This is a genomic window from Streptomyces sp. NPDC090083 (assembly GCF_044747445.1).
Taxonomy (GTDB): domain Bacteria; phylum Actinomycetota; class Actinomycetes; order Streptomycetales; family Streptomycetaceae; genus Streptomyces.
Genome location: NZ_JBIVED010000001.1, coordinates 698106 through 722822, shown reverse-complemented (window position 1 = coordinate 722822; position 24717 = coordinate 698106). Strand labels below are relative to the sequence as shown.

Below are 24717 nucleotides of genomic sequence, written 5' to 3'. Positions count from 1 at the left end.
CATGTACCGACAGGGAGACGTGCTGATCGTGCCGCTCGCGCAGGAGGCGGTGCCCGCCCACGCGGCACACGCCCCGCGGGAGCGGCGCGACGGACGAGGGCGGCTCGTGCTGGCGCTGGGCGAGGTGACGGGCCACGCCCACGCGGTCGTCGGACCGGGGGAGTTGGTGCGCGAGCCGGGACCCCACGGTCCGCTGCTGCTCCATCTGCCCCAGGGCGGGCGGGTGGTGCACGAGGAGCACGCGGTGATCACGCTGCCCAAGGGATGGTTCCGGGTCGTCAGACAGCGGGAGTACGTGCCCGGGTCCGTACGGATCGTGGCCGACTGAGGAACCGGCACGTTCCGGCGTCACCGGAACGACGGGCAGGGAGCGGAGGACGGACACGTGAGCGGCACGGACAGGGGAGTGGACGGGACGATGGACCGGAAGTCGGACGACGGAGGAGCGGGAGGCATGACGGTGACCGTCGGGCCGGACACCGAAGGAGCCCGGATCGAAGCCGGGGGAACGCCGTTCGGCCCCTCCGTGGACCTCGCGCAGTGGCGGACGCTGTCCTCGGCGACCGGCGCCGCGGACCGGGCGCGTGCCGAGGAGGGCGTCCGGCGGGCCTACCGGCTGGCGGGACTCGCGGAACCGGAGCGCGTGCTGTGGGCGGCCTCGCCGCGCGCGGCGGTCGCTCTCGTCCGGGAGCTGGCGGACCGGGGTCCGAGCGTCCGGGACGCGGTGCGCAGCGCGCCCTGGGCGGACGCGAGGCGGCTGCTGCACGCCGAGTTGGGGCCCGCGGGCTGGTCGGCGCACTGGGCGGCGACCGGCGGACGGCTGTGGCCCTCGACCCAGGCCCTGGTGGACCGGATCCGGACGGGCGTGATCGAGGACCTGGCCGGAAGCGACACCGGCAAGGAGGCGGCGGCGGTCCGGGTGATCCTCCTGGACGCCGTGCTCGGGCAGCACGACGCGCCCTGGCTCGCGGCGTTCCCCGCCGACGGCGGCCCGCTCGACGCGCTGTCCGAGGTGTGCCGCAGCGCCGGATGGTGGTGGCCGTTCGCGCGGGTCGCGGTGGTGTCGGAGCGCCCCTCGGCGCTCCACCGCGACGAGGCGGGACGCCTCGACCACGGGGACGGCCCGGCGCTCGCCTACCCGGACGGCTTCGCGCTGCACGCCTGGCGCGGCATGCCGGTTCCGGCCGCCTTCCTGGCCGAACTGCCCACCCTGACCCCGGAACGCATCAGATCCGAGGAGAACGCGGAACTGCGCCGCGTGATGCTCGAGTACTACGGCTACGACCGGTACCTCACCGATTCGGGAGCCCGTCCGCTGCACCGGGACGAGACGGGCACGCTGTGGCGGATCGACCTGGCCGCCGACGAGCCCGTGGTCATGGTCGAGGTCCTCAACTCCACACCGGAACCCGACGGCACCCACCGCACGTACTGGCTCCGGGTCCCGCCGACGACCCGCACGGCCAGAGCGGGGGTCGCCTGGACCTTCGGCCTGGACGCGGAGACGTACGCCCCGCAGCGGGAGACCTGAGCGCCCCCGGCGAGGCCCGGCTCCGGCCGAAGGCGGCACGCGCCTCGCCCCGCGGCCCTGAAGGTGGGGGGAGCCGCGGGGCGAAGGGTGAGCGATGGTGCGGCCGAAGGGAGCCGGACTCCCGGACGGCTACGGAACGGACCTGAAGGACCGGCTCAGCAGCCGAAGTTGATCAGGTTGAACGTGACGTAGTGGTCCGAGGTGTAGTAGTCCTCCTGGGTCTTCTTCCCGGTGACGATCCGGCGCGCTCCGCGCGTGGACGAGCCGGGGGTCTTGACCGTGTACTCGTGGTAGTAGCCGGACGCCTGGCTGGGGAGGACACCTTCCTGGTTGCGGAAGACGACGCCGTCCTGCGAGTACGGGAAGGGCCCGTTCGTCGCGATCAGGTCGAGCGTGTCGTACGCCTGGGAAGGCAGGGCGCTGTAACAGATGCTGCCGACCGCGGCGGCGGCCGGAGTGGCGGTGGCGACGGTGCCGCCGATGACGAGAGTGGACAGGACGGCGGCTGCCGCGCCGATGCCGGTGATCCGTGGGGGGAATCTCATGCCCTCATGATGACGCGCGTAGATAGTGGCATGTCAATGACAACCGCGGGGATTTTGCCGTCAAGGCCGCTGAGTTTTCACGGAGTTAACCTCGGCACGCCCCTCTGCCCACCGCCTTCACATCCGCAAGCGCAGGCGGATCGGCGCAGGGTCCGCCGAAAGTCGGTGATCGTGCGACTTTGGTCGCCGTTCGCCCGCGCGGGGTGGGTGACAGGGCCGGGACCCGCATAGATTTGTCGACCGTGACCGGAAACAGGACAGCACAGGTACCGCCGGCGTTCGCGGGGCGCCGCTGGCTGCTGCCGTCCGCCGTGGCCGACGAACTCGACCCCGACGTCGAACGGCACGGACGGCCCCGCCGTACCGCACGCGACTGGGTCGTCGACACCGTCTGCTTCCTGCTCGCCCTGCTCATCGGCCTGGCCGCCGTGCAGTCCCTCAGGAACGACTCCGCCACCCCGCACCCCCTGGCCGTCGTGGACCAGCTGTTCGGGGTGCTCGCCTGCGGCGCGGTGTGGCTGCGCCGCCGCTGGCCGGTCGGGCTCGCGGTCGCGACGATCCCCGTCAGCCTGGTCTCGAGCTCCGCGGGCGGCGCCGCGATGGTCGTCCTCTTCACCCTCGCCGTGCACCGGCCCTTCCGCTACGTCGCCTGGATCGGCGGCATCCAGCTCGCCCTGAGCCCGCTCTACTTCTGGATGCGCCCGGACCCCGACCTGCCGTACGCCGGAGCGGTCGCGTTCACCGAACTGCTCACCCTCACCGTCATCGGCTGGGGCATGTTCGTCCGCTCCAAGCGGCAGCTCATGCTGAGCCTGCGCGACCGCGCCCGGCGCGCCGAGAGGGAGGCGGAACTCCGTGCGGAGCAGGCCCAGCGGCTCGCCCGCGAGGCCATCGCCCGCGAGATGCACGACGTGCTCGCCCACCGGCTGACCCTGCTCAGCGTGCACGCCGGCGCGCTGGAGTTCCGTCCGGACGCGCCCCGCGAGGAGGTCGCGCGGGCGGCCGGTGTCATCCGGGAGAGCGCCCACGAGGCGCTCCAGGACCTCCGGGAGATCATCGGCGTCCTGCGCGCGGGCGAACCCGACGACACCGGCCGCCCGCAGCCCACGCTCGGCGCCCTGGACGCGCTGGTCACCGAGTCCCGCGAGGCGGGCATGAAGGTCACCCTCGCCAACCGGGTCACCGACCCCGCCGCCGTCCCCGCCTCCATCGGCCGCACCGCCTACCGCATCGCCCAGGAAGCCCTCACCAACGCCCGCAAACACGCCCCCGGCGCGGAGGTCACCGTCACGCTCGCCGGCAACCCCGGCGACGGCCTGACGGTCACCGTGCACAACCCGCCGCCGGAGGGCGAGGTCCCGCACGTCCCCGGCTCCGGCCAGGGCCTGATCGGCCTCACGGAACGCGCGACGCTGGCAGGAGGACGACTGGAGCACGGCCCGCAACCGGGCGGCGGCTTCCGGGTCCTGGCATGGCTCCCCTGGGGCTGAGTCCTCACCCGAGCCGTTCCCGGGCCGCCCCCCGGGGGTGTCCCCGCCCGGCCCGGTAACCGCCCTCCACGCGCGCGTGGTTACGTAGCCCCATGACTGCGATCAGACTGCTCCTCGTCGACGACGACCCGCTGGTGCGGGCCGGGCTGTCCTTCATGCTGGGCGGCGCCGCCGACATCGAGATCGTCGGCGAGGCCGCCGACGGCAGCGAGGTCGCGGAACTCGTCGACCGCGTCCACCCGGACGTCGTCCTCATGGACATCCGCATGCCCTCGGTGGACGGACTGACCGCCACGGAACGGCTCCGCGCCCGCGGTGACGCCCCGCAGATCGTCGTCCTCACCACCTTCCATGCGGACGAACAGGTGCTGAGGGCCCTCCGCGCGGGTGCCGCCGGCTTCGTCCTCAAGGACACCCCGCCCGCCGAGATCCTCGACGCGGTCCGCCGGGTCGCGGCCGGCGATCCCGTCCTGTCGCCCGCGGTCACCCGCCAGTTGATGGAGCACGCGGCCGGCACCACGACCGACACCCGCCGCACGCGCGCGCGTGAGCGCATCGCCGCCCTGGGGGAGCGTGAACGCGAGGTCGCCGTCGCCGTGGGCCAGGGCCTGGCCAACGCCGAGATCGCCACCGGCCTCTTCATGAGCGTCGCCACCGTGAAGACCCACGTCTCCCGCATCCTGGCCAAGCTCGACCTCAACAACCGTGTGCAGATCGCCCTGTTGGCGTACGACGCCGGCCTGCTGGAGGAGGACGGGGAGGACGGGCACTAGTCACCGCCGCCGTCCGTTCTTCCTGCACTGGGAGACCTCGGGGAGTCGTCCGGGAGGGGACTGGCGTGACCGAAGTGATCGATCTGGGGGAGTTCGGCGAGGAGTTCCGGCGGGACCCGCACCGGGTGTACGCGATGCTGCGGACGGCGGGCCCGGTGCACCGCGTGCGCCTGCCGGTGCCGGACGCGCACCACGTGACCTGGCTGATCGTGGGGTACGAAGAGGCGCGCGCCGCGCTGGCCGATCCCCGGCTGGCCAAGGACGGCGGCAAGATCGGGGTGACGTTCCTCGACGAGGAGCTGATCGGCAGGTACCTGCTGACCACCGACCCGCCCGACCACACCCGCCTTCGTGGACTGATCACCCGCTCGTTCACGATGCGCCGGGTCGAGGAACTCCGCCCGCGCGTCCAGCAGATCACCGACGAACTCCTCGACGCGATGCTGCCCTCCGGCCGCGCCGACCTCGTCGAGGCGCTCTCCTACCCGCTGCCGATCACCGTGATCTGCGAGCTGCTGGGAGTTCCCGAACTTGACCGCGCGGAGTTCCGCAAGCTGTCCACGGAGGCGGTGGCGCCCACCAGTTCGGGCACCGAGTACGACGCGTTCGTCCGGCTCGCCGACTACCTGGGCGACCTGATCGAGGACAAGCGCCGCGCGGGCCCCGGCGACGACCTGCTCAGCGACCTGATCCGCACCACCGCCGAGGACGGCGACCGGCTCTCCGCGCGGGAACTGCGGGGCATGGCCTTCGTCCTGCTCATCGCGGGCCACGAGACCACCGTCAACCTCCTCACCAGCGGCGTCCACGCCCTGCTCGGCCACCCGGACCAACTCGCCGCCCTGCGCGCCGACATGAGCCTCCTCGACGGCGCGATCGAGGAGATGCTGCGCTACGAGGGCCCGGTGGAGAACGGCACGTTCCGCTTCGCCGCCGAGCCTCTGGACGTCGCCGGCGTCCGGATCGAGCGGGGCGATCCCGTGATGGTCGGCCTGACCGCCGCCGACCGCGACGGGGAGCGCTATCCCGCCCCGGACCGCTTCGACATCCACCGCGACGCGCGCGGCCACCTCGCCTTCGGCCACGGCATCCACTACTGCCTCGGCGCCCCGTTGGCCCGTCTCGAAGCCCGCACGGCGATAGGCACCCTGCTGGCCCGCGCCCCGGGCCTCGCCCTGGACGGCCCGCCTGGAGACTGGCTCCCGGGAATGCTGATGCGCGGGATGCGTAATCTGCCGGTGCGCTGGTAGAACGGCGGCACCGGGTGGCCGCGGTGGCCCGGGGCGAGGCGGCGCCGGTGGCTGTGCCGGCGGCGGGGCCCTGGAAGCCATAGAAACCGTGGAAGCCGTAGAAACCGTAGAGGTCGTGGAAACCGCACTCGTGGAAGCCGTGAGACGCGGAAGTCCTGGACGCCGTAGGAGGCCCGCCCTGTGACCGCATCTGTCGTGTTCGATCTGGCCATGGCGCGGGAGGCGCTGGAGAGTCAGCCTTTCAGCAGGCTGATCGGCGCGCGGCTGAGTGCCTTCGGGGACGGGGTCGCCACGCTGGAGATCGACATCAGGGAGGACCTCCACCAGCAGAACGGCTTCGTGCACGGCGGAGTCCTCGCCTACGCCGCCGACAACGCGCTCACGTTCGCGGGCGGGACGGTTCTCGGCCCCGCGGTCCTCACCGGTGGTCTGTCCATCCAGTACGTCCGCCCGGCCACCGGCCGCACGCTGCGCGCCCGCGCCGAGGTCGTCCAGGCGGGGCGCCGCCAGGCCGTCGTCCGCTGCGACGTCCTCACGCTCGCGGAGGACGGTACGGAGGCCCTGTGCGCGGTCGCCCAGGGGACGGTGCTTCCGGCCCGTACGCCCTGAGCACCGCTCAGCTGTAGGGGAGGGCGCCCGCGATCTCCGCGAGGCGGACGGGTCTGTGTTCGCGTCTGGACACTTCGCAGGCCTCGGCGATCCGGAGCGCCTGGAGGGCCTCGCGGCCGTCGCACGGGTTGGTGCGCTGGCCGACGACGACCTCGACGAAGGCGATCAACTCGGCCTCGTAGGCGGGCCCGAAGCGCTCCAGGAAGCCCGTCCACGGCTTGGTCGCGGCCGGGGGACCGGTCGGCTCGGTGGACGCGATCGGCGTGCGGTCGTCCAGGCCGACGACGACCTGGTCGAGTTCGCCGGCGAGTTCCATCCGGACGTCGTAGCCCGCGCCGTTCAGCCGCGCGGCCGTCGCGGTGGCCAGCGTGCCGTCGTCCAGGGTGAGGACCGCCGCGGCCGTGTCGATGTCACGGGCCTCGCGGAACATCGGCGGCCCGGCGTCCGAACCGGCCGCGTACACGTCGACGACCTCGTGTCCGGTCACCCAGCGCAGCATGTCGAAGTCGTGGATCAGGGTGTCGCGGTAGAGGCCGCCGGAGATCGGCAGGTAGGAGGCCGGGGGAGGCACCTGGTCGGAGGTCGTCGCGCGGACCGTGTGCAGCCGTCCCAGCCGCCCCGAGCGCACGGCTTCCCGGGCGCCCGTGTAGCCCGTGTCGAACCGGCGCTGGAACCCCATCTGGAGAATCGTCCCGGCCGTCTCGACCTCGGCGATGGCCGCGAGCGAGCCGGGCAGGTCAAGGGCGATGGGCTTCTCGCAGAACACCGGGAGCCCGGAGCGCGCGGCCCTGCCGATCAGTTCCGCGTGCGCCGACGTCGCCGTCGTGATCACCACGGCGTCCACGCCCCACTTGAAGATCTCCTCCGTGCTCGGTGCGGCCGTCTCCCCCAGGCGGTTCGCCAGCTCCTGGGCCCGTGCCGGGTCCTTGTCCGTGAGGATCAGCGAACCGACCTCACGATGCCGGCTCAGGGTCCTGGCATGGATGGTCCCGATGCGGCCCGTACCGATGACTCCGATGCGCATGGGAACAAACTGGGGGCCGACCAGGCACGCTGTCAATGCGTATGTCCGGACAATCGAACTACATCACTTCCCGTCAACCATTCACACAGCTACGCTCGGGCCCGTGCCGAAACCAGATGTGGACCCGACCGTGCCGCTCGAACTGAGCGTGGACCGGAGCAGCCCGGTGCCGTTGTACTTCCAGCTGTCCCAGCAGCTGGAAGCCGCGATCGAACACGGCTCGCTCACGCCCGGCAGCCTGCTGGGCAACGAGATCGAACTGGCCGCCCGGCTCGGCCTGTCCCGGCCCACGGTCCGCCAGGCCATCCAGTCACTGGTCGACAAGGGCCTCCTGGTGCGCCGCCGGGGCGTCGGCACCCAGGTCGTGCACAGCCAGGTCAAACGCCCGCTGGAACTCAGCAGCCTCTTCGACGACCTGGAGGCGGCCGGGCAGCGCCCCGCCACGAAGGTCCTCGTCAACACCGTCGTCCCCGCCTCCGCCGAGGTCGCGGCGGCGCTCGGCGTGGCCGAGGGCGGCGACGTCCACCGCATCGACCGGCTGCGCCTCGCGCACGGCGAGCCGATGGCGTACCTCTCCAACCACATCCCGCTCGGCCTGCTCGACCTCGACACCGCGCAGCTGGAGGCCACCGGCCTGTACCGGATGATGCGCACCGCCGGTATCACCCTCCACAGCGCCCGCCAGTCCATCGGGGCCCGCGGCGCCTCGGCGGAGGAGGCCGAACGCCTCGCCGAGTCCGAGGGTGCCCCGCTGCTCACCATGCAGCGCACTACGTTCGACGACACGGGCCGCGCGGTGGAGTTCGGCAGCCACACGTACCGGCCGACCCGCTACTCCTTCGAGTTCCAGCTCCTGGTCCGCCCCTGAGCGCACCGGCCCGCCCGGGGCGCGATTGTCGTAATGCCCGGACAATTGAACCAGGATGACGCTTCCCGAGGAAAGCGCCCCGGACGATTCGCGCCGAGGCCCGCCAGCGGCCCCAGGGGCACGGCGAGCGGCGCGACCAGCCACAACGCGTCCGCGCCGCACCGGACCGGCCGGCGATCCGCACCGCCCTTCACGCCCCCGCACAGCACCCACGGTCACGGTGAGGCAGAATCGGGCCCGATGAGCACCTACGGCAATTTCAGCGCCCCCATAGGCTCCCGGCGTGCCCCCGCACTCAGGACGGTCGGCACCCGTGAGCGAAGGTCGCACCTGACGGCCCCCCGCGTGCCCACCGTCGGCATCGACATCGGCGGCACCAAGGTCATGGCGGGCGTCGTGGACGCCGACGGCAACATCCTGGAGAAGCTCCGCACGGAGACCCCGGACAAGTCCAAGAGCCCCAAGGTCGTCGAGGACACCATCGTCGAACTGGTCCTGGACCTCTCCGACCGGCACGACGTGCACGCCGTCGGCATCGGCGCGGCCGGCTGGGTCGACGCCGACCGCAACCGCGTCCTGTTCGCGCCCCACCTGTCGTGGCGCAACGAGCCCCTCAGGGACCGCATCACGAGCAGGCTCTCCGTACCGGTCCTGGTGGACAACGACGCGAACACCGCCGCCTGGGCCGAGTGGCGCTTCGGCGCCGGCCGCGGCGAGGACCACCTGGTCATGATCACGCTCGGCACCGGCATCGGCGGCGCGATCCTTGAGGACGGCCAGGTCAAGCGCGGCAAGTACGGCGTCGCCGGCGAGTTCGGCCATATGCAGGTCGTCCCCGGCGGCCACCGCTGCGCCTGCGGCAACCGCGGCTGCTGGGAGCAGTACAGCTCGGGCAACGCCCTGGTCAGAGAGGCGCGCGAGCTGGCCGCCGCCGACTCCCCGGTGGCCTACGGGATCATCGAGCACGTCAAGGGCAACATCGGCGACATCACCGGCCCGATGATCACGGAACTCGCCCGCGAGGGCGACGCCATGTGCATCGAGCTGCTCCAGGACATCGGCCAGTGGCTCGGCGTCGGCATCGCCAACCTCGCCGCCGCCCTCGACCCGTCCTGCTTCGTGATCGGCGGCGGTGTCTCGGCCGCCGACGACCTGCTGATCGGCCCCGCGCGGGACGCGTTCAAGCGCCAGCTCACCGGGCGCGGGTACCGCCCAGAGGCCCGCATAGTGCGCGCCCAGCTCGGCCCCGAGGCCGGCATGGTCGGTGCCGCCGACCTCGCCCGCCTGGTCGCCCGCCGCTTCCGCCGCGCCAAGCGCCGCCGGGTCGAGCGGTACGAGCGCTACGAGCGGTTCGCGGAGTTCCGGCGCGGCAGCCAGGACACGGCATGACCGCATCACTGCCCCGTCAGGCCATGCCCCGCGACGAGCCGCCCCGTCCGCCCGAGAACCCCCGCCACAAGGCCCGCCGCCGCGCGATCACCCTGCTCATCATCGTGCTGCTCATCGGCGTACCGGCCGTCTACCTGGTGATCTCCGCCAACCAGAGCCGCAACAGCGGCAAGGACAAGGAGTCCAAGTACTCGGCGACGGGGCTCACCGTGGGCTGGCCCTCGAAGGTCCAGCGCCGCCTCTACCAGGTACCGGTCCCGCACCCCGCGGAGAAGGTCGCCTTCTACGAGACCAACAACTGGAAGACCAGCCGCCTCTACGTCCAGTTCGAGACCACGGACGCCGGTCTGGACACCTTCCTCGCCGGGATAGACGTCGACCGGCACACGCTGAAGAAGAACGACATCACCATCAGCGACCGCGACCAGAAGATCACCGGCTGGAAGTTCACCGGCCCAGGCCCCTGGTGGGGCGTCGTCAACAAGCAGAAGGACCCCGCCCCCACCCAGGACATCGTGGTGAACCTGTCCGACCCCAAGCTCCCCATGGTCTACGTCGTCGCCCGCACGGTTCCCTAGCAGGCGGCCCCGGCCGGTCGCCGGGGCCGATTGTCAGACCCCGCCCGTAGAGTCGAAGACAGCTGACACGACACACGGGCGGGAGGTGGCAGGACGTATGACGGACACGGCGATCACGGAGCAGATCTCCGTACGGCTGGCCGCGGTCTTCCTGCCGTCCCCGGTCGTCCCGCGCGAGGGCCGCGTCGCCTTCTGGGACCCCGACGGCGAGCGCGCACTCCCCGAAGCGGAAGCGGGCGTGGAGCAGACCGAGCTGACCGTCGTACGACGGCAGGGCGCCGCGGTCCGCCGCAGGTCCGCCCCCGCGCTGACCCTGCCGATCGAGGCGGCCCTGCCCCTGCTCGCGCGCGCCCGCCGCGACCCCGCGGCCCATCCCGCCACCGCCTGCTGGGGCGCCGCCGCCCTGCACGCGCTCCGCCTCGCGGCCCGCGGCCGACTGCTCCCCGGGCTCACGGCGTCGGGCCACGACGCCTGGCGCGCGGGACCCCTGGAGCCGGAGGACATCGCACACGTCCGCGCGGTCGCCGCAGCCCTCCCGTACGAGGGCCACGCGGTCCCGCTGCCGGGCCCCGGCCCGCTCCGGCTGCCCGAGCCCGAGGCCCTGATGCGGTCCTTCCTGGACGCCGTCGCGGACACCCTGCCCCGCACCCCGGCCGCGCCGTACACCTCGGGGATGCCCTTCGCGGCCCGCGCGCCGCAGCGCCTGCGCGACGCCCAGGACTGGGCCGCCGAGGTCGCCGCAGGCATGGACGCGGGCGTGCGGATCTCACTCCGCCTGGACCTGTCGGCCTACGACCTGTTCGACGACAGCGGCCGGGTGCGCAGCGCGGGCGCGGCCGTCGTCCAGGTGCACAGCCTCGCCGACCCGACCCTCGTGGTCGACGCGGCGGCCCTCTGGGCGGGCACCGCCGACACCGCGTTCGGCCCCCGCGCCCGCGTGGACGCCGCGCTGGCCGTACGGCGGGCCGCCCGCGTCTGGCCCCCGCTCGACCGCCTCTCCGAACTGGACGTGCCGGACGTACTCGCCCTCTCCGAGGAGGAGTTGGGCGAACTGCTCGGCATGGCGGCCACCCGGCTCGCGGCGGCCGGGGTCGCCGTCCACTGGCCCAGGGACCTCGCCCAGGACCTGACGGCGGCGGCCGTGGTCCGCTCGGCGCCGGGCTCCGCGACCGACGGCACCGGCTTCTTCGAGAGCGAGGAACTCCTCCAGTTCCGCTGGCAGTTGGCGCTCGGCGGCGACCCGCTCACCGAGGCCGAGATGGACATCCTGGCCGAGGCCCACCGCCCTGTCGTCCGGCTGCGGGACCAGTGGGTGCTGGTCGACCCGGCCCTCGTCCGCAAGGCCCGCAAACGCGAACTGGGCCTGCTCGACCCGGTCGACGCCCTGTCCGTCGCGCTCACCGGCACGGCGGACGTCGACGGCGAGACCGTGCAGGCCGTCCCGGTCGGCGCGCTGGCCACCCTCCGCGACCGCCTCACGGCAGGCATCCGGCCCGCCGAGCCGCCCCAGGGCCTGGACGCCACCCTCCGGGACTACCAACTCCGGGGCCTGGCCTGGCTCGACCTCATGACCTCCCTCGGCCTGGGCGGCTGCCTGGCCGACGACATGGGCCTCGGCAAGACGATCACCCTCATCGCCCTGCACCTGCGGCGGGCCCACCGCGCCCCCACCCTGGTCGTCTGCCCCGCCTCCCTCCTGGGGAACTGGCAGCGGGAGATCACCCGCTTCGCCCCCGGAGTCCCCGTCCGCCGCTTCCACGGCACGGACCGCACCCTGGAGGACCTGACCGACGGCTTCGTCCTCACCACGTACGGCACGATGCGCTCGACGGCGGCCGCACTCGCCCAGCAGCCGTGGGGCATGGTCGTCGCGGACGAGGCCCAGCACGTCAAGAACCCGTACTCGGCGACGGCGAAGGCCCTGCGCACGATCCCGTCCCCCGCGCGCGTCGCCCTCACCGGCACCCCGGTGGAGAACAACCTCTCCGAGCTCTGGGCCCTGCTGGACTGGACGACCCCCGGACTCCTCGGCCCCCTCAAGTCCTTCCGCGCCCGGCACGCGCGTGCCGTGGAGAACGGCGAGGACGAGGAGGCGGTGGCCCGGCTCGCCCGCCTGGTCCGGCCGTTCCTGCTGCGCCGCAAGAAGTCCGACCCGGGCATCGTCCCCGAACTGCCGCCGAAGACGGAGACGGACCACCCGGTGCCGCTCACCCGCGAGCAGGCCTCGCTGTACGAGGCGGTGGTCCGGGAGTCGATGCTCGCGATCGAGACGACCCAGGGCATCGCCCGCCGCGGCCTGGTCCTGAAGCTCCTCACCTCTCTCAAGCAGATCTGCGACCACCCCGCGCTGTATCTGAAGGAGGACCACGCGGTGGGCCGGGCCACCGGCGACCGGCTGACCGCCCGCTCCGGCAAACTCGCCCTGCTGGACGAGCTGTTGGACACGCTGCTGTCCGAGGACGGTTCCGCGATCGTCTTCACGCAGTACGTCGGCATGGCCCGTCTCATCACCGCCCACCTCGCGGCCCGCGCGGTCCCGGTCGAACTCCTCCACGGCGGCACACCGGTGCCGGAGCGCGAGCGCATGGTGGACCGCTTCCAGGCGGGCGCGACCCCGGTCCTGGTCCTGTCCCTGAAGGCGGCGGGCACCGGCCTCAACCTCACGCGCGCGGGCCACGTCATCCACTTCGACCGCTGGTGGAACCCGGCGGTCGAGGAACAGGCCACGGACCGCGCGTACCGCATCGGGCAGACCCAGCCGGTCCAGGTCCACCGCCTCATCACCGAGGGCACGGTCGAGGACCGCATCGCCGAGATGCTGGAGTCCAAGCGGGCGCTGGCCGACGCGATCCTCGGCTCCGGGGAGTCCTCCCTGACCGAGCTGTCGGACCGGGACCTGTCCGACCTGGTGTCGCTGCGGAGGCCTTCGTGACGGGCGGTGCGGGGCGGGAGCCGACGGCGGCGCAGGAGGACTCCGTGGAGGAGGCACCGGGGGCACAGCGATCCTCGGCGGAGGAGAGCCCCGCGGCTGTGGTGCGACGGGCGATGCAGGCGGCCCGTGATCGCGAGAGCCGGGGGCCGGACGCGGAGGCCGCCGGAGCCTCGGGGACTCCGGACGCACCGGGCGCTGTTCGGCCGACGGGCCTGGCCCGTAAGGCAGTCGACACGGCTCCGGAGCCTCGCTCCCGGCCGGGTGACGCGGCGCGGGCCGCGTTGCGACGGGCTGTCGCCGAGCGGCGCGCTGCCGACGCCTCGGGCGAGGACGCGGGTGCACAGGGTGACGGCTCGGCCCAGGACGCGACCGGGGGCGGTCCGGGAGAGGACACCGGAGAAGAGCCAACGGACCTTTCGGACACCGGAGTTGGCGAAGCCGCTGACCCGGGGTCCTCCGCGCACGCGGCGGAGGACGCGTCGCCCGACGCCCCTGCGCGGGAACCGGCCTCGGCTCCGGAGCCCGAACCCGTCGCGGACGACGCGTCCCCCCGCCCCGCGGATGCCGCCCGTGAGGCATTGCGCGCTGCCCGGGGCGCTGCGCGAAAGGCCAGGGAAGAGGCCGAGGCCGGGGGAGCGGGGCCGGTGCGCCGGCAGGATCGGCGTGCGGGCGGCGGCTCCGGGGCCGGGCGACGCGGCGACGCCCGTGGACGTCCGGGTGACGTCGGTGCCCGTCCAGGAGCGAGTGAGGTCGGTGTCCGTGCACGTACGAGTGAGGTCGGTGCCCGTGACCTGCGGGACTTCCTCGCGGGTGCCTTCCGGCTGCCGGCCGACCCGACCTCGCCCACCGAGGAGACCGCACCGGACAACGACCTTTCGGCGACGGGCAGTTCACCCACCGAGGAGTTCACCGAGTCCACCCCGACATCCGCCCCCGCCCTCAGCACCCTCAGCTCCACCCCCACCCCCGTCTCCGCGCCTGACCGCGACCTCACCCCCGCACCTCCACAGGCCCCCGCCTCCATGGCCTCCCCCTCCCGAGACAGCGACCTGCGCCGCACCTTCCCCGCCTTCCCACCCCGCCCCTCGGCCGACGGCGGCGGAGGTCACGGAGATCACGCCGACGACTCCACCCGCACCGCCCACTTCGCCGCGACCTGGTGGGGCAACGCATGGGTCACCGCGTTGGAGGAAGGCGCCCTGGACCCCAAGCGGCTGCTGCGAGGCCGGAGTTACGCGGAGCAGGGGCACGTCGACGCGATCACCGTGACGCCGGGGCTCGTGCTCGCGTACGTGAAGGGCAGCCGCGCCCGTCCGTACCGCGTGCAGGTCAGGCTGCGCACGCTGGACGACACCGACTGGGACCGGTTCCTGGACGCGGCCGCCGACCGGCCGGGACACATCGCCGCGCTGCTCGACAAGGAGATGCCCAAGTCCCTCGCGGAGTGCGGGGTCCCGTTGCTGCCGGGGCCCGGCGACCTCGCCCCGCAGTGCAGTTGCCCCGACTCGGGTCACCCCTGCAAGCACGCCGCCGCCCTCTGCTACCAGACCGCCCGCCTCCTCGACGCCGACCCCTTCGTCCTGCTCCTCCTCCGCGGCCGGGGCGAACGCCCCCTGCTGGACGCCCTGTCCCGCCGTAACGCCGCCCGTGCGGCCCGCGCCGCCCAGGAGCGGGAACCGGCTCCCCTCCCGGGCGTGCGGGCCACGGACGTCCTCGCCGCGCAGGCGGAGCGCCGACTGCCGCCGCTGCCGCCCCCGTTGCCCGTCCCCCCGCACCCCGAGCAGCCTCCCGTGTACCCGGCCGCGCCCGGTGGCCCGGACCCCTTCGCGCTCGACCAGCTGGCGACCGACGCCGCCGCCCGTGCGCACGCGCTGCTGAGCACCGGCCGGGACCCGGTCGGGGATCTGACGCTGTGGCAGGACGCGGTACGGCTCGCCGCGGCCCGCCCCGGTGCGGGGCTGACCGCCACCACCCGCGCCCTCTACGCCTCGCTCGCCAAGGCCACCGGGCGCACCACGGGTGATCTGGCGCGCGCCGTCGCCGCCTGGCGGCAGGGCGGCATCGAGGGGCTCGCGGTGCTCGAAGACCCCTGGGACCCGCCCGCCGGCCGCTTCGACCGGGCCCGCCCGCTGCTCCTCGCCGCCGACCTCCCGGCGTTCCGCCCCTGGCGCAACCAGCTCACCCACCCCCAGGGCCACGTCCAGCTCCGCCTGGGCCGTGACGGCCTGTGGTACGCCTACGAATCGGAACCGGGCGACGCGGACTGGTGGCCCAGAGGCACCCCCGACCTGGACCCGGTCGGCGCACTGACGGGCCTGGGCGCACCCGGCGACCTCTGAGCCCCCGGCCCGGGACCGCTCGGCACAGCCCGACACGTCCCGGCCCCGTCCCACCACCGCACGGACCCCCGCCCTCATCCCCACCATCCGGTGAAGGCCCTGTGAGGGTTCCCCGTGGATCTGTGCGAGCAGCGTGCGGAGACCGGGGGCCCCACGGCCGGGTCCTAAGAAACGGCGGTTACGTTGGAGCGGTGAGCAACATGAAGACCCCCGCACTCCAGTACCGCTTCGACGGCCCCGAAGACGCGCCCGTTCTCATCCTGGGTCCGTCCCTCGGGACGACGTGGCACATGTGGGACCGCCAGGTCCCCGAGCTGATGAAGCAGTGGCGGGTCTTCCGGTTCGACCTGCCAGGGCACGGCGGCTCGCCCGCGCACCCGACCGGCTCGGTCTCCGACCTGGCCGACCGGCTGCTGGCCACGCTCGACGCCCTCGGCGTGCAGCGCTTCGGCTACGCGGGCTGCGCGCTCGGCGGCGCGGTCGGTCTCGAACTGGTCCTGCGCCACCCCGAGCGGGTCGCCTCGCTGGCGCTGATCGCCACCTCGCCCCGCTTCGGCACGGCGGACGAGTTCCGCCAGCGCGGGGTGATCGTCCGTACGAACGGCCTCGACCCGATCGCCCGCACCTCGCCGGACCGCTGGTTCACCAGCGGGTTCGCCGCGTCCCAGCCCGCGATCACCGAGTGGGCCGTCCAGATGGTCCGCACCACCGACCCCGGCTGCTACATCGCCGCGTGCGAGGCCCTGGCCGCCTTCGACGTACGGTCCGAACTCGCCCGCATCGGCGTGCCCACCCTCGTCCTCGTCGGCTCGGACGACCAGGTCACCGGCCCCGCCGAGGCCCGCACGCTGGTCGCCGGCATCCCGGACGCCCGCCTCGCGGTCGTACCCGGCGCCTCGCACCTGGTCCCCGTCGAGCAGCCCGCCGCGGTCACGGACCTCCTCGTCCGGCACTTCTCCACCGCCTGGCAGCCCGCCTACGAGCACGCCACCGGGCAGTTCGCCATCGCGGCGACCCCGGTCAAGCCGGTCCTCGCCGCGCCGCAGCAGGTCTCGCCCATCGCCGAGATCGCGCCGCCGCCTCCCGTGCCGCCGCAGGTCATGGGCCGTCCCGACCCCTACGACGCCGGGATCAAGGTCCGCCGCGAGGTGCTCGGTGACGCGCACGTGGACCGGGCGCTGGGACAGGCGGACGAGTTCTCGGGGGACTTCCAGGACTTCATCACCCGGTACGCGTGGGGCGAGATCTGGGACCGGCCTGGGCTCGACCGGCGCTCGCGCAGCTGTGTCACCCTCACCGCGCTGGTCGCGGGCGGCCACCTGGACGAGCTGGCGTTCCACACCCGGGCGGCCCTGCGCAACGGCCTGACCCCGGTCGAGATCAAGGAGGTCCTGATGCAGGCGGCCGTGTACTGCGGGGTGCCCGCGGCGAACAGCGCCTTCAAGGTCGCCCAGCAGGTCATCCGCGAGGAGACGACCCCCACCGAGTGACCGCCACCGAGTGACCTCTGCTGAGCGGCCTCGTCGGCGACCCGTCGCGTGATCGTCCGCCTGGTACCAGAAGCACCAGCCTCACCCACGCGTCCCTCCGTCCGGCGCGGCAGGATGGACTCATGAAGCTGACGAAGAATGCGCACGCCTGCATCCGTCTGGAGAAGGACGGCCGGTCGCTCGTGATCGACCCGGGGTCCTTCACCGAGGAGAACGCCGCGGTCGGCGCGGAGGCGATCCTGGTCACCCACGAGCACCTCGACCACTTCAACGAGGACCAGATCCGGGCGGGCCTCGACGCCAACCCGGCGGCCGAGGTCTGGACCCTGAAGTCGGTGGCCGACCAGCTCTCCGCCGCGTTCCCGGGCCGCGTGCACACGGTCGGTCACGGCGACACCTTCACGGCGGCCGGCTTCGACGTCCAGGTGCACGGCGAACTGCACGCCGTGATCCACCCGGACATCCCGCGCATCACCAACGTCGGCTTCCTCGTCGACGACGGCCGCGTCTTCCACCCCGGCGACGCCCTCACCGTCCCCGACCACGCCGTGGAGACGCTGATGCTCCCGGTCATGGCCCCCTGGAACAAGATCTCCGAGGTCATCGACTACGTCCGCGAGCTCAAGCCGCAGCGCGCCTACGACGTCCACGACGGCCTCCTCACCGACCTCGCCCGCCCGATCTACGACATGCAGATCGGCACGCTCGGCGGCGCGGAGCACCTTCGGCTGGCGCCGGGCGAGTCAGCGGACCTGTGACTGTCGGACCCGCCCGGTAGGTTGTGGGGCATGCGCATCGCGACCTGGAACGTGAACTCGATCACCGCCCGTCTGCCGAGGCTCCTGGCCTGGCTGGAGAGCAGCGGCACCGACGTGCTCTGCCTCCAGGAGGCCAAGCTCGCGGAGGCGCAGTTCCCGTTCGACGCGCTCCGCGAGGCGGGCTACGAGGCGGCGGTCAACGCGACCGGGCGGTGGAACGGAGTGGCGGTGCTCTCCCGCGTGGGCCTGGACGACGTGGTCAAGGGCCTCCCCGGAGACCCCGGTTACGACGGCACCGAGGAGCCCCGCGCCGTCTCGGCGACCTGCGGCCCGGTCCGCGTCTGGTCGGTGTACGTGCCGAACGGCCGCGAGGTGGATCACCCGCACTACGCGTACAAGCTCCAGTGGTTCGAGGCCCTCAAGGCGGCCGTCGCCGCGGACGCGCAGGGCAGCCGCCCCTTCGCGGTGCTGGGCGACTACAACGTGGCACCGACGGACGACGACGTCTTCGACGTGGCCGCCTTCGAGGGCCTCACCCATGTCACCCCCGCCGAGCGCGCCGCCCTGACCGCCCTGCGCGACACCGGCCTCTCGGACGTGGTCCCGCGTCCCCTCAAGTACGACCACCCGTACACCTATTGGGACTACCGCCAGCTCGCCTTCCCCAAGAACCGCGGCATGCGCATCGACCTGGTCTACGGCAACGAACCGTTCGCGAAGGCCGTCACCGACTCCTACGTCGACCGCGAGGAGCGCAAGGGCAAGGGCGCCTCGGACCACGCGCCCGTGGTCGTCGACCTGGACGTCTGACCCGGCGCCCCGGCCTCTTCCCATCCGGGTCAACCCGCCCTCGGCGGAAGGGTTTTACCCTTTCGAGGAGTGTCCCTGACACGCCACCGGTGACGCCCTGTGGTGCGTACGGCGGTACGAATGTCACGCTGGACGGATGAATATCCCTTTCCTGGGCAACCGGGGCGAGAAGCGCGCGGCGCACGACCCCGAGGGCATCGGCGAGCTGCTGTCCGAGTGCGAACTGCTGCGCGCCCAAGCGGCCCGGGAGGGCGTCCGACTGGACGACTCCGTCGACTCGTTGGAGGCGGTCGACCAGTTGGTGCCGCGCTGGCGCGACGACGAGGAGACGCTGCCGCGGCTCGGCAACGACGCCGGCCTGTATCTCGGCACCGTGATCGTGCGGACCGTGCCGGGCGCCGCCTGGGAGATCCGCGCGGACGGTCAGCCCGTCGTACGGCTCGACTCCGGGCGTGAGTTCGACGTCGTGGCCTCCGGGCACGAGTGGGCCGCCAGCGGTGTGCCCGAGCTCTCGCAGCTCTACGCGGAGGTCGCGGAAGAGTAACGGCGGCCTTAAATACGGCTAATGCCCGAAAAGTGCGTGTCGCGCTTTAACTCCACTCTTGTCTGGATAGTTTGCGGCGACCACGACACAGCTGAGAGTGAGTGGGGCTGGGCATGGCCGTCGATCCGTTGATCGAACTGCGTGACGTCAACAAGTACTACGGGGAGCTGCATGTCCTGCAGGACATCGACCTCACCGTCGGCAAGGGGGAGGTGGTCGTGGTCATCGGCCCGTCGGGGTCGGGAAAGTCGACGCTGTGCCGGGCGATCAACCGGTTGGAGACCATCGAGTCCGGGACGATCAGGATCGACGGCCAGCCGCTGCCCGAAGAGGGCAAGGCCCTCGCGAAGCTCCGGGCGGAAGTCGGCATGGTCTTCCAGTCCTTCAACCTCTTCGCTCACAAGACGGTCCTGCAGAACGTCTCGCTGGCCCAGGTGAAAGTCCGCAGACGCAAGCGCGACGACGCCGACAGGCGGTCGCTCGAACTGCTGGACCGCGTGGGCCTCGCCGCCCAGGCGCCCAAGTTCCCCGCGCAGCTCTCCGGCGGCCAGCAGCAGCGCGTGGCCATCGCCCGCGCCCTCGCCATGGACCCCAAGGCGCTCCTCTTCGACGAGCCGACCTCGGCCCTCGACCCGGAGATGATCAACGAGGTCCTGGAGGTCATGCGCCAACTCGCCCACGACGGCATGACCATGGTCGTCGTCACCCACGAGATGGGCTTCGCCCGCTCCGCCGCCAACCGCGTCGTGTTCATGGCCGACGGGCGCATCGTCGAGGACCGCACCCCCGAGGAGTTCTTCACCAACCCGCGCAGCGAGCGGGCCAAGGACTTCCTGTCCAAGATCCTCAAGCACTGAGCGGGGGAGTGCGATCCATGTTCCGTACCACCCGTGCGTCCCTCGCTCTCACCGTCGCCGTGCTCGCCGTGCTGGGCGCGGGCGCCTGCGGCAAGGAGGGCAGCCCGCCCGTCAAGGGCCCGGCCGCCGACAGGCTCCCCGACTACCAGGTGGCGCGGGGCTTTCAGCTCCCGGACTCCACGACCTGGAAGCGGGCGAAGAAGCGCGGCTACTTCATCGTCGGGGCCAAGGAGGACCAGCCCTACCTCGGCGAGAAGGACCCCGCGACGGGCACCTACTCCGGTTTCGACATCGAGATCGCCAAGATGATGTCGGCCTCCCTCGGCTTCGCCCCGAAGACGGTCCACTTCAGGACGATCGCCTCCGCCAACCGCGAAACCGCCCTCCAGAACGGCCAGATCGACTACTACGTCGGCACCTACACCATCAACGACCTGCGCAAGAAGCTCGTCGGCTTCGCCGGCCCCTACTACATGGCCGGCCAGTCGCTCCTCGTCCGCACCGACGAGCACGACATCCACGGCCCGCAGGACCTCGCCGGCAAACGCGTCTGCTCGGCGGCCGGCTCCACGCCGTACCAGCGCATCAAGGACGACTATCCGAAGGCCCACCTCGTCGCCTACGACACGTACTCGGTCTGCGTCGACAACCTGCTCACCTATCAGGTCGACGCCGTCACCACCGACGACGCGATCCTCATCGGCTACGCGGCGAAGGTCCCCGACCAGCTCAAGGTCGTCGGCAAGCCCTTCTCGAAGGAGCCGTACGGCATCGGTGTCCCGCACGGCGACAACGCCCTGCGGTTCGCTCTCGACGACGCGCTGGAGGCCCGTGAGAAGAACGGCGACTGGAAGAAGGCGTACGAGGCGACGCTCGGCCTGTCCGGAGTGCCCGCGCCCACCCCGCCCGCGATCGACCGCTACCCGGCGAGCTGAGGGAGGCAGACGTGAACGTACTGACCGACAACTTCTCCACCTTCGGCGACGGCTTCCTCGGCACCGTCGAACTGACCGTCTACGCCTCGGTGCTGGCGCTCGTCCTCGGCTTCCTGATGGCCTCCTTCCGGGTCGCCCCGGTCGGCTCGCTGCGGGTGTTCGGCACGGTGTGGGTGACCGTGCTGCGCAACACCCCGCTGACCCTGCTGTTCTTCGCGGTGCTGCTCGGCCTGCCGCGCTTCGGACTCGTGCTGCCCTTCAAGGTGTTCGCGGTCCTCGCGCTCGGCTGCTACACCTCGGCGTTCATCTGCGAGGCGCTGCGCTCCGGCATCAACACCGTGCCCCGGGGCCAGGGAGAGGCGGCCCGCAGTCTCGGGATGTCCTTCGGGCAGAGCCTGGGCCTGGTCGTCCTGCCGCAGGCGTTCCGCTCGGTGATCCCGCCGGTCGGCTCCACCCTCATCGCCCTGGCCAAGAACTCGGCGATCGCCGGCGCGTTCAGCGTCACCGAACTCCTGGGCACCTACCGGACGTTGAGCGAACTCGGCTACAACATCGTCTGGACGTTCGTCTGGATCGCCGTCGGCTACCTGATCATCACCCTCGCCATCAGCGCGCTGTTCAACGTGCTGGAGAGGAAATGGGGAGTCGCCCGATGACCACCGCCAACGCCCTCTACGACGTCCCGGGCCCCAGGACGCGCAAACGGCACCGCCTCTACGGGATCGCGTCCACGGTCGTCATCCTCGCGCTGATCGGCTGGATCCTCTATCTCCTGTTCGACACCGACCAGTTCACCTACACGAAGTGGATGCCCTTCGAGTACAAGGGAATTCAGGAACTGCTGCTGCGCGGCCTCGGCAACACGCTCAAGGCCTTCGGGCTGGCAGCCGTGCTCTCCCTGGCACTTGGAACCTTGCTCGCCGTGGGGCGGCTCTCGGACCACCGGCCCGTGCGCTGGCTGTCGACGGTCGTCGTGGAGTTCTTCCGCGCCATGCCCGTCCTCGTGATGATCTTCTTCATCTTCGTGGCGCTCAAGGTGCAGCCGCTGCCGGCACTCGTCGCGGGCCTCACGCTCTACAACGGCTCGGTGCTCGCCGAGGTCTTCCGCTCCGGCGTGGGCAGCGTCGAACGCGGCCAGCGGGAGGCCGCGTACGCGCTCGGCATGCGCAAGACCCACGTCATGTCGTACGTCCTCGTGCCGCAGGCCGTGCGGGCCATGCTGCCCGCGATCATCAGCCAGTTGGTGGTCGCGCTGAAGGACACCTCGCTGGGCTATCTGATCACCTATGAGGAGTTTCTCCATGCCGGGAAGCTGATCGCGTCGAACCTCGACTACGATTTGCCGTTCATCCCCGTGGTGATGGTGATCTCGCCGATCTACATCGGGATGTGCATGCTGCTCTCCTGGTTCGCCGGTTGGGTGTCCCGCCGGGAGCAGCGCAGTCCCAAGACCGGGGCCGTGGACGTGGCCCCGGGGGAACCAGGGACGCTGCTGCCGCGGATGCAGTAGTAGGAGGGCACGTGCCCGCCCGGCAGCAGCCGGAGATCACTGCTCGCGCAGCGGGATCGACACGTACGACGGGTCGTTCACGGGCGAGGAGAAGGTCAGCTGCGCGCCGGTCGGGTTGTGCTCGACATAGAGCGGGTCGACCGTGTCGACGACCAGGGCGAGACGATGCCCTGCCGGGACGTCGTAGGCGGTGGAGTCCAACTCCAGGTCCACACCGAACGGTTGGCCGGGCGTCCGCCCGTGCCAGGTGTACGGCGCGTTGCTGACCAGCTTGCCGAGGCCGAGCGGGCCCACGTCGTAGAGGTATGCGACGAGGGTGCCGCTCTCCTTGGTGTCCGTGACCGTGGTGTGCACCATGACGGTGCCGCGCACCTGTTGGGTGCTCCCGTACGTCCCCGACTGCCAGACGGCGGCCCAGCGGCGGGGCAGCAGCGGGACGTACGCGAGCGGGGGCACCTGGGCGACCTGGTCGAGGATGCTGGACAGGAAGACGATCCCGCCGTCCGCTCCCGAGTCGACGTTCGTGTGGATCGTGGTCGTACCCGCGAGGTCGATCTTCCGCCGGGTCGCGCCGACCGACTTCCAGTCCGGATAGCCCTCGTAGCCGCCCCCGGTACGGGACTTGAGCTCCACCGGCTGCTCGCGGTCGATGCCGTTGTCCGCGCCCTTGAGGTAGTGGTCGAACCAGCGCCCGGTGTCCGTCCACACGTCGTTGGGCACGCCGAACAGTCCGGGCAGTTCGGCGGTGGCGTGGTCGCCGGGGCGGAGTTCAAGGCGCTTGGGGCCCGTCAGCCCGGCGTAGAAGTCGGCGATCTGGTTCGGCGGGAAGATCGTGTCGCCCCAGCCGTTGGCGAGCATGACGGCCGTGCCGTTGCTGTTGATCCGGTCCAGGTAGGTCGAGGGCGAGCGGACCTTCCCCCAGTCGATCAACTCCTGTTCCCTGGAGAGGTTCGAGGCGAGGAAGTCCTTGAGGACCTGGCTGGTCTCGGCGCTCGGGCGGCCGGTGACGACGCCGACGCCGTTCAGCAGGGCCGCCGCCTGGACGTGCTCGGTGCGGCCCGAGTAGATCGAACCGATCAGGTCCGCCCAGCCGCTCAGTGAGGCAACTGCCTTGATCCGCTTGTCGTGCGCGGCCGCGAGGAGACTGATGCCGGCGCCGTACGACACCCCCGCCATGCCGATGTGCCTTGCGTCGGACGGGGTGTTGGCGAGCGCCCAGTCGATCACCCGGGAGGCGTCGGCCACGTCCTCGGGGCCCGCCACCTCGATCCCGCCGCCGGACTGCCAGAAGCCGCGGACGTTGTAACTCACCACGATGTAGCCGGAGTTCGCGAGCTTCTCGGCCTGGGCCAGATACTGGACCTGGGGGAAGCCCCAGCTGGTGGGCAGCACGAGGAGCGGGTAGTCGCGCGAGCCGTCGGCGCCCGCGGGCATGACGACGTTCGCCGCGAGTCCCGTCCCGCCGTCGCCGGTGATGTCGACGTAGCGGACGCCGCTCGTGGCGGCCTGGGCGGCGGGGGCGAGCCCGAGGACGCCTCCGGCGATCAGGGTCGCGGAGACGGCGCCCGCGGCGGTCGTCCGCAGGGCGTGGCGATGGGTTCGCACGGGGTGCTCCTCACACGTGTCACGGCAAAGTGACCCGACGGTAACCGGCCTCCTTCAACCGGGGTAACCCGTCGGTAAGTTACGTGCCAGTAAAGATTGTTGACGTCTGTCCGACCTCAGGAGGCGCGGTGCGAACTCCGGGGAGCCGGGGCGGGCAGCGGCGTCTCCGCCGCCCGCGTCACGTCCGCGACCAGCTCCACCACGTCCGGCCCGTACGCCTGCGAGTTGACCACCTTCAGCAGCAGGACGAAGGTGTTGCCGCCGTGCTTGCGGGCCAGCTTCTCGTGGTTTCGCGCGAGGTAGCGGGACGCCGCCTGGTTGGTGATCGCCCGCTGGCCGCAGAAGAGGAACACCGGCCGTGCGCCGCCCAGTTGGCCCGCGGTGAGGCGGGCGAGGAGCACGTACTCACCCTTGCCGGGTTCGAGCCGGTAGCGTTCGCTGCCTATCTGGAACGCGCCCCGGTCCGGCCCCGGTTCCGGGTCGACGTTGACCCGGATGCCCGGCAGCAGGGACGCCAGATGCGCGGCCATACGGCGGTTGGAGGCCGGGCCGCCCACGCAGAACTCGGTGCGTTCGCCGAAGCCCTGCTGGGCCGCGTCGTGCGCGACGACCTGGGCGTGCGCGTTGCAGTCCTTGATCAGGGCCGCGAGTTCGAGCAGCGCGAACACGTCGTGCCGCATCACCGTGAGTTCGGGGCCGCCCGCCTCGCGGTTCACCACGAGCAGCGACTCGGAGTTGTCGGGGAGCCCGAAGAACGCCTGCTTGCGGCGGAGTCTGCGCTTCCACAGATAGGTGCGGGCGAGCCAGCCGAGCGCGGCGCTGATGCCGGCGGCGGCCACGCCCAGAACGATGTTGCGCACGTCGTCATTCATGGGCGCGC

Annotated in this window: 23 protein-coding genes; 19 read left to right on the top strand and 4 right to left on the bottom strand. The window is 72.0% G+C overall.

The annotated features are described in order from the left end of the window. Position 1: 1 nt before the first annotated feature. Together ACIPTO_RS03010 and ACIPTO_RS03005 are read left to right on the top strand one after the other, a co-directional pair. Positions 2-328, top strand: a complete 327-nt coding sequence (locus tag ACIPTO_RS03010; RefSeq protein ID WP_366311788.1) for a hypothetical protein — start codon at positions 2-4, stop codon at positions 326-328. Positions 329-454: 126 nt separating this feature from the next. After that, positions 455-1531 (top strand): DUF6745 domain-containing protein, encoded by a 1077-nt coding sequence (locus tag ACIPTO_RS03005; RefSeq protein WP_401188971.1) that lies wholly within the window; start codon positions 455-457, stop codon positions 1529-1531. Positions 1532-1686: 155 nt separating this feature from the next. On the opposite strand, the gene ACIPTO_RS03000 is transcribed toward ACIPTO_RS03005, so the two are convergent. Then, on the bottom strand, positions 1687-2076 hold the full coding sequence (locus ACIPTO_RS03000; protein ID WP_262056545.1) for a ribonuclease: 390 nt from the start codon (positions 2074-2076) through the stop codon (positions 1687-1689). A gap of 242 nt (positions 2077-2318) precedes the next feature. On the opposite strand from ACIPTO_RS03000, the gene ACIPTO_RS02995 reads away from it, so the two are divergent. From ACIPTO_RS02995 to ACIPTO_RS02980, 4 genes are all read left to right on the top strand, one after another. Further along, complete coding sequence (locus ACIPTO_RS02995) at positions 2319-3566, top strand: histidine kinase (protein ID WP_366311786.1); 1248 nt, start codon at positions 2319-2321, stop codon at positions 3564-3566. Between the two features lie 92 nt (positions 3567-3658). Next, positions 3659-4339 carry a response regulator gene (locus ACIPTO_RS02990; RefSeq protein WP_401188968.1) on the top strand — a complete coding sequence of 227 codons (681 nt, stop codon included), beginning with the start codon at positions 3659-3661 and terminating at the stop codon, positions 4337-4339. A 65-nt stretch (positions 4340-4404) separates the two neighbouring features. Continuing rightward, positions 4405-5589 carry a cytochrome P450 gene (locus ACIPTO_RS02985; protein WP_401188966.1) on the top strand — a complete coding sequence of 395 codons (1185 nt, stop codon included), beginning with the start codon at positions 4405-4407 and terminating at the stop codon, positions 5587-5589. Between the two features lie 210 nt (positions 5590-5799). Beyond that, the gene (locus ACIPTO_RS02980; protein WP_401189682.1) at positions 5800-6198 is read left to right on the top strand and encodes a PaaI family thioesterase; all 399 of its coding nucleotides are present in this window, start codon (positions 5800-5802) and stop codon (positions 6196-6198) included. Between the two features lie 7 nt (positions 6199-6205). Here ACIPTO_RS02980 and ACIPTO_RS02975 read toward each other — a convergent pair whose 3' ends face one another. Then, a complete protein-coding gene (locus ACIPTO_RS02975; RefSeq protein ID WP_366311780.1) occupies positions 6206-7222 on the bottom strand; it encodes a Gfo/Idh/MocA family oxidoreductase in 1017 nt (338 codons plus the stop codon). A gap of 130 nt (positions 7223-7352) precedes the next feature. Here ACIPTO_RS02975 and ACIPTO_RS02970 point away from each other — a divergent pair, with 130 nt between their 5' ends. The 13 genes from ACIPTO_RS02970 to ACIPTO_RS02910 all read left to right on the top strand — a co-directional run bounded on the left by ACIPTO_RS02970 (position 7353) and on the right by ACIPTO_RS02910 (position 22232). After that, positions 7353-8090, top strand: a complete 738-nt coding sequence (locus ACIPTO_RS02970) for a GntR family transcriptional regulator (RefSeq protein WP_401189681.1) — start codon at positions 7353-7355, stop codon at positions 8088-8090. A 240-nt stretch (positions 8091-8330) separates the two neighbouring features. Next, a complete protein-coding gene (locus tag ACIPTO_RS02965) occupies positions 8331-9479 on the top strand; it encodes an ROK family glucokinase (RefSeq protein ID WP_366311778.1) in 1149 nt (382 codons plus the stop codon). Next, positions 9476-10057 (top strand): sugar kinase, encoded by a 582-nt coding sequence (locus ACIPTO_RS02960; RefSeq protein ID WP_366311776.1) that lies wholly within the window; start codon positions 9476-9478, stop codon positions 10055-10057. The genes ACIPTO_RS02965 and ACIPTO_RS02960 overlap by 4 nt, the downstream gene beginning before the upstream one ends. 97 nt (positions 10058-10154) lie before the next feature. Then, entirely contained in the window at positions 10155-12989 is a 2835-nt protein-coding gene (locus ACIPTO_RS02955) for an SNF2-related protein (RefSeq protein ID WP_401188961.1), read from the top strand. 113 nt (positions 12990-13102) lie between these two features. Beyond that, positions 13103-15328: an SWIM zinc finger family protein gene (locus ACIPTO_RS02950; RefSeq protein WP_401189679.1), complete on the top strand. Its 2226-nt coding sequence runs from the start codon at positions 13103-13105 to the stop codon at positions 15326-15328. Between the two features lie 200 nt (positions 15329-15528). Further along, positions 15529-16818 carry a 4-carboxymuconolactone decarboxylase gene (pcaC, locus tag ACIPTO_RS02945; protein ID WP_401189677.1) on the top strand — a complete coding sequence of 430 codons (1290 nt, stop codon included), beginning with the start codon at positions 15529-15531 and terminating at the stop codon, positions 16816-16818. A gap of 122 nt (positions 16819-16940) precedes the next feature. Further along, complete coding sequence (locus tag ACIPTO_RS02940) at positions 16941-17576, top strand: MBL fold metallo-hydrolase (RefSeq protein ID WP_401188958.1); 636 nt, start codon at positions 16941-16943, stop codon at positions 17574-17576. A gap of 30 nt (positions 17577-17606) precedes the next feature. Further along, entirely contained in the window at positions 17607-18386 is a 780-nt protein-coding gene (locus ACIPTO_RS02935; protein ID WP_366311770.1) for an exodeoxyribonuclease III, read from the top strand. Positions 18387-18522: 136 nt separating this feature from the next. Beyond that, entirely contained in the window at positions 18523-18930 is a 408-nt protein-coding gene (locus tag ACIPTO_RS02930; RefSeq protein ID WP_366311768.1) for a DUF6278 family protein, read from the top strand. Positions 18931-19043: 113 nt separating this feature from the next. Further along, positions 19044-19787 (top strand): amino acid ABC transporter ATP-binding protein, encoded by a 744-nt coding sequence (locus tag ACIPTO_RS02925; protein WP_366311766.1) that lies wholly within the window; start codon positions 19044-19046, stop codon positions 19785-19787. Between the two features lie 17 nt (positions 19788-19804). Then, positions 19805-20722, top strand: a complete 918-nt coding sequence (locus tag ACIPTO_RS02920) for a glutamate ABC transporter substrate-binding protein (RefSeq protein ID WP_366311764.1) — start codon at positions 19805-19807, stop codon at positions 20720-20722. 11 nt (positions 20723-20733) lie between these two features. Next, a complete protein-coding gene (locus ACIPTO_RS02915; RefSeq protein WP_366311762.1) occupies positions 20734-21378 on the top strand; it encodes an amino acid ABC transporter permease in 645 nt (214 codons plus the stop codon). Further along, complete coding sequence (locus ACIPTO_RS02910) at positions 21375-22232, top strand: amino acid ABC transporter permease (RefSeq protein WP_366311760.1); 858 nt, start codon at positions 21375-21377, stop codon at positions 22230-22232. The genes ACIPTO_RS02915 and ACIPTO_RS02910 overlap by 4 nt, the downstream gene beginning before the upstream one ends. A gap of 36 nt (positions 22233-22268) precedes the next feature. On the opposite strand, the gene ACIPTO_RS02905 is transcribed toward ACIPTO_RS02910, so the two are convergent. Both ACIPTO_RS02905 and ACIPTO_RS02900 read right to left on the bottom strand, forming a co-directional pair. Next, positions 22269-23837, bottom strand: a complete 1569-nt coding sequence (locus ACIPTO_RS02905) for a CocE/NonD family hydrolase (RefSeq protein ID WP_401188952.1) — start codon at positions 23835-23837, stop codon at positions 22269-22271. 116 nt (positions 23838-23953) lie between these two features. Then, on the bottom strand, positions 23954-24709 hold the full coding sequence (locus ACIPTO_RS02900) for a hypothetical protein (RefSeq protein WP_366311756.1): 756 nt from the start codon (positions 24707-24709) through the stop codon (positions 23954-23956). Between the last annotated feature and the right edge of the window lie 8 nt (positions 24710-24717).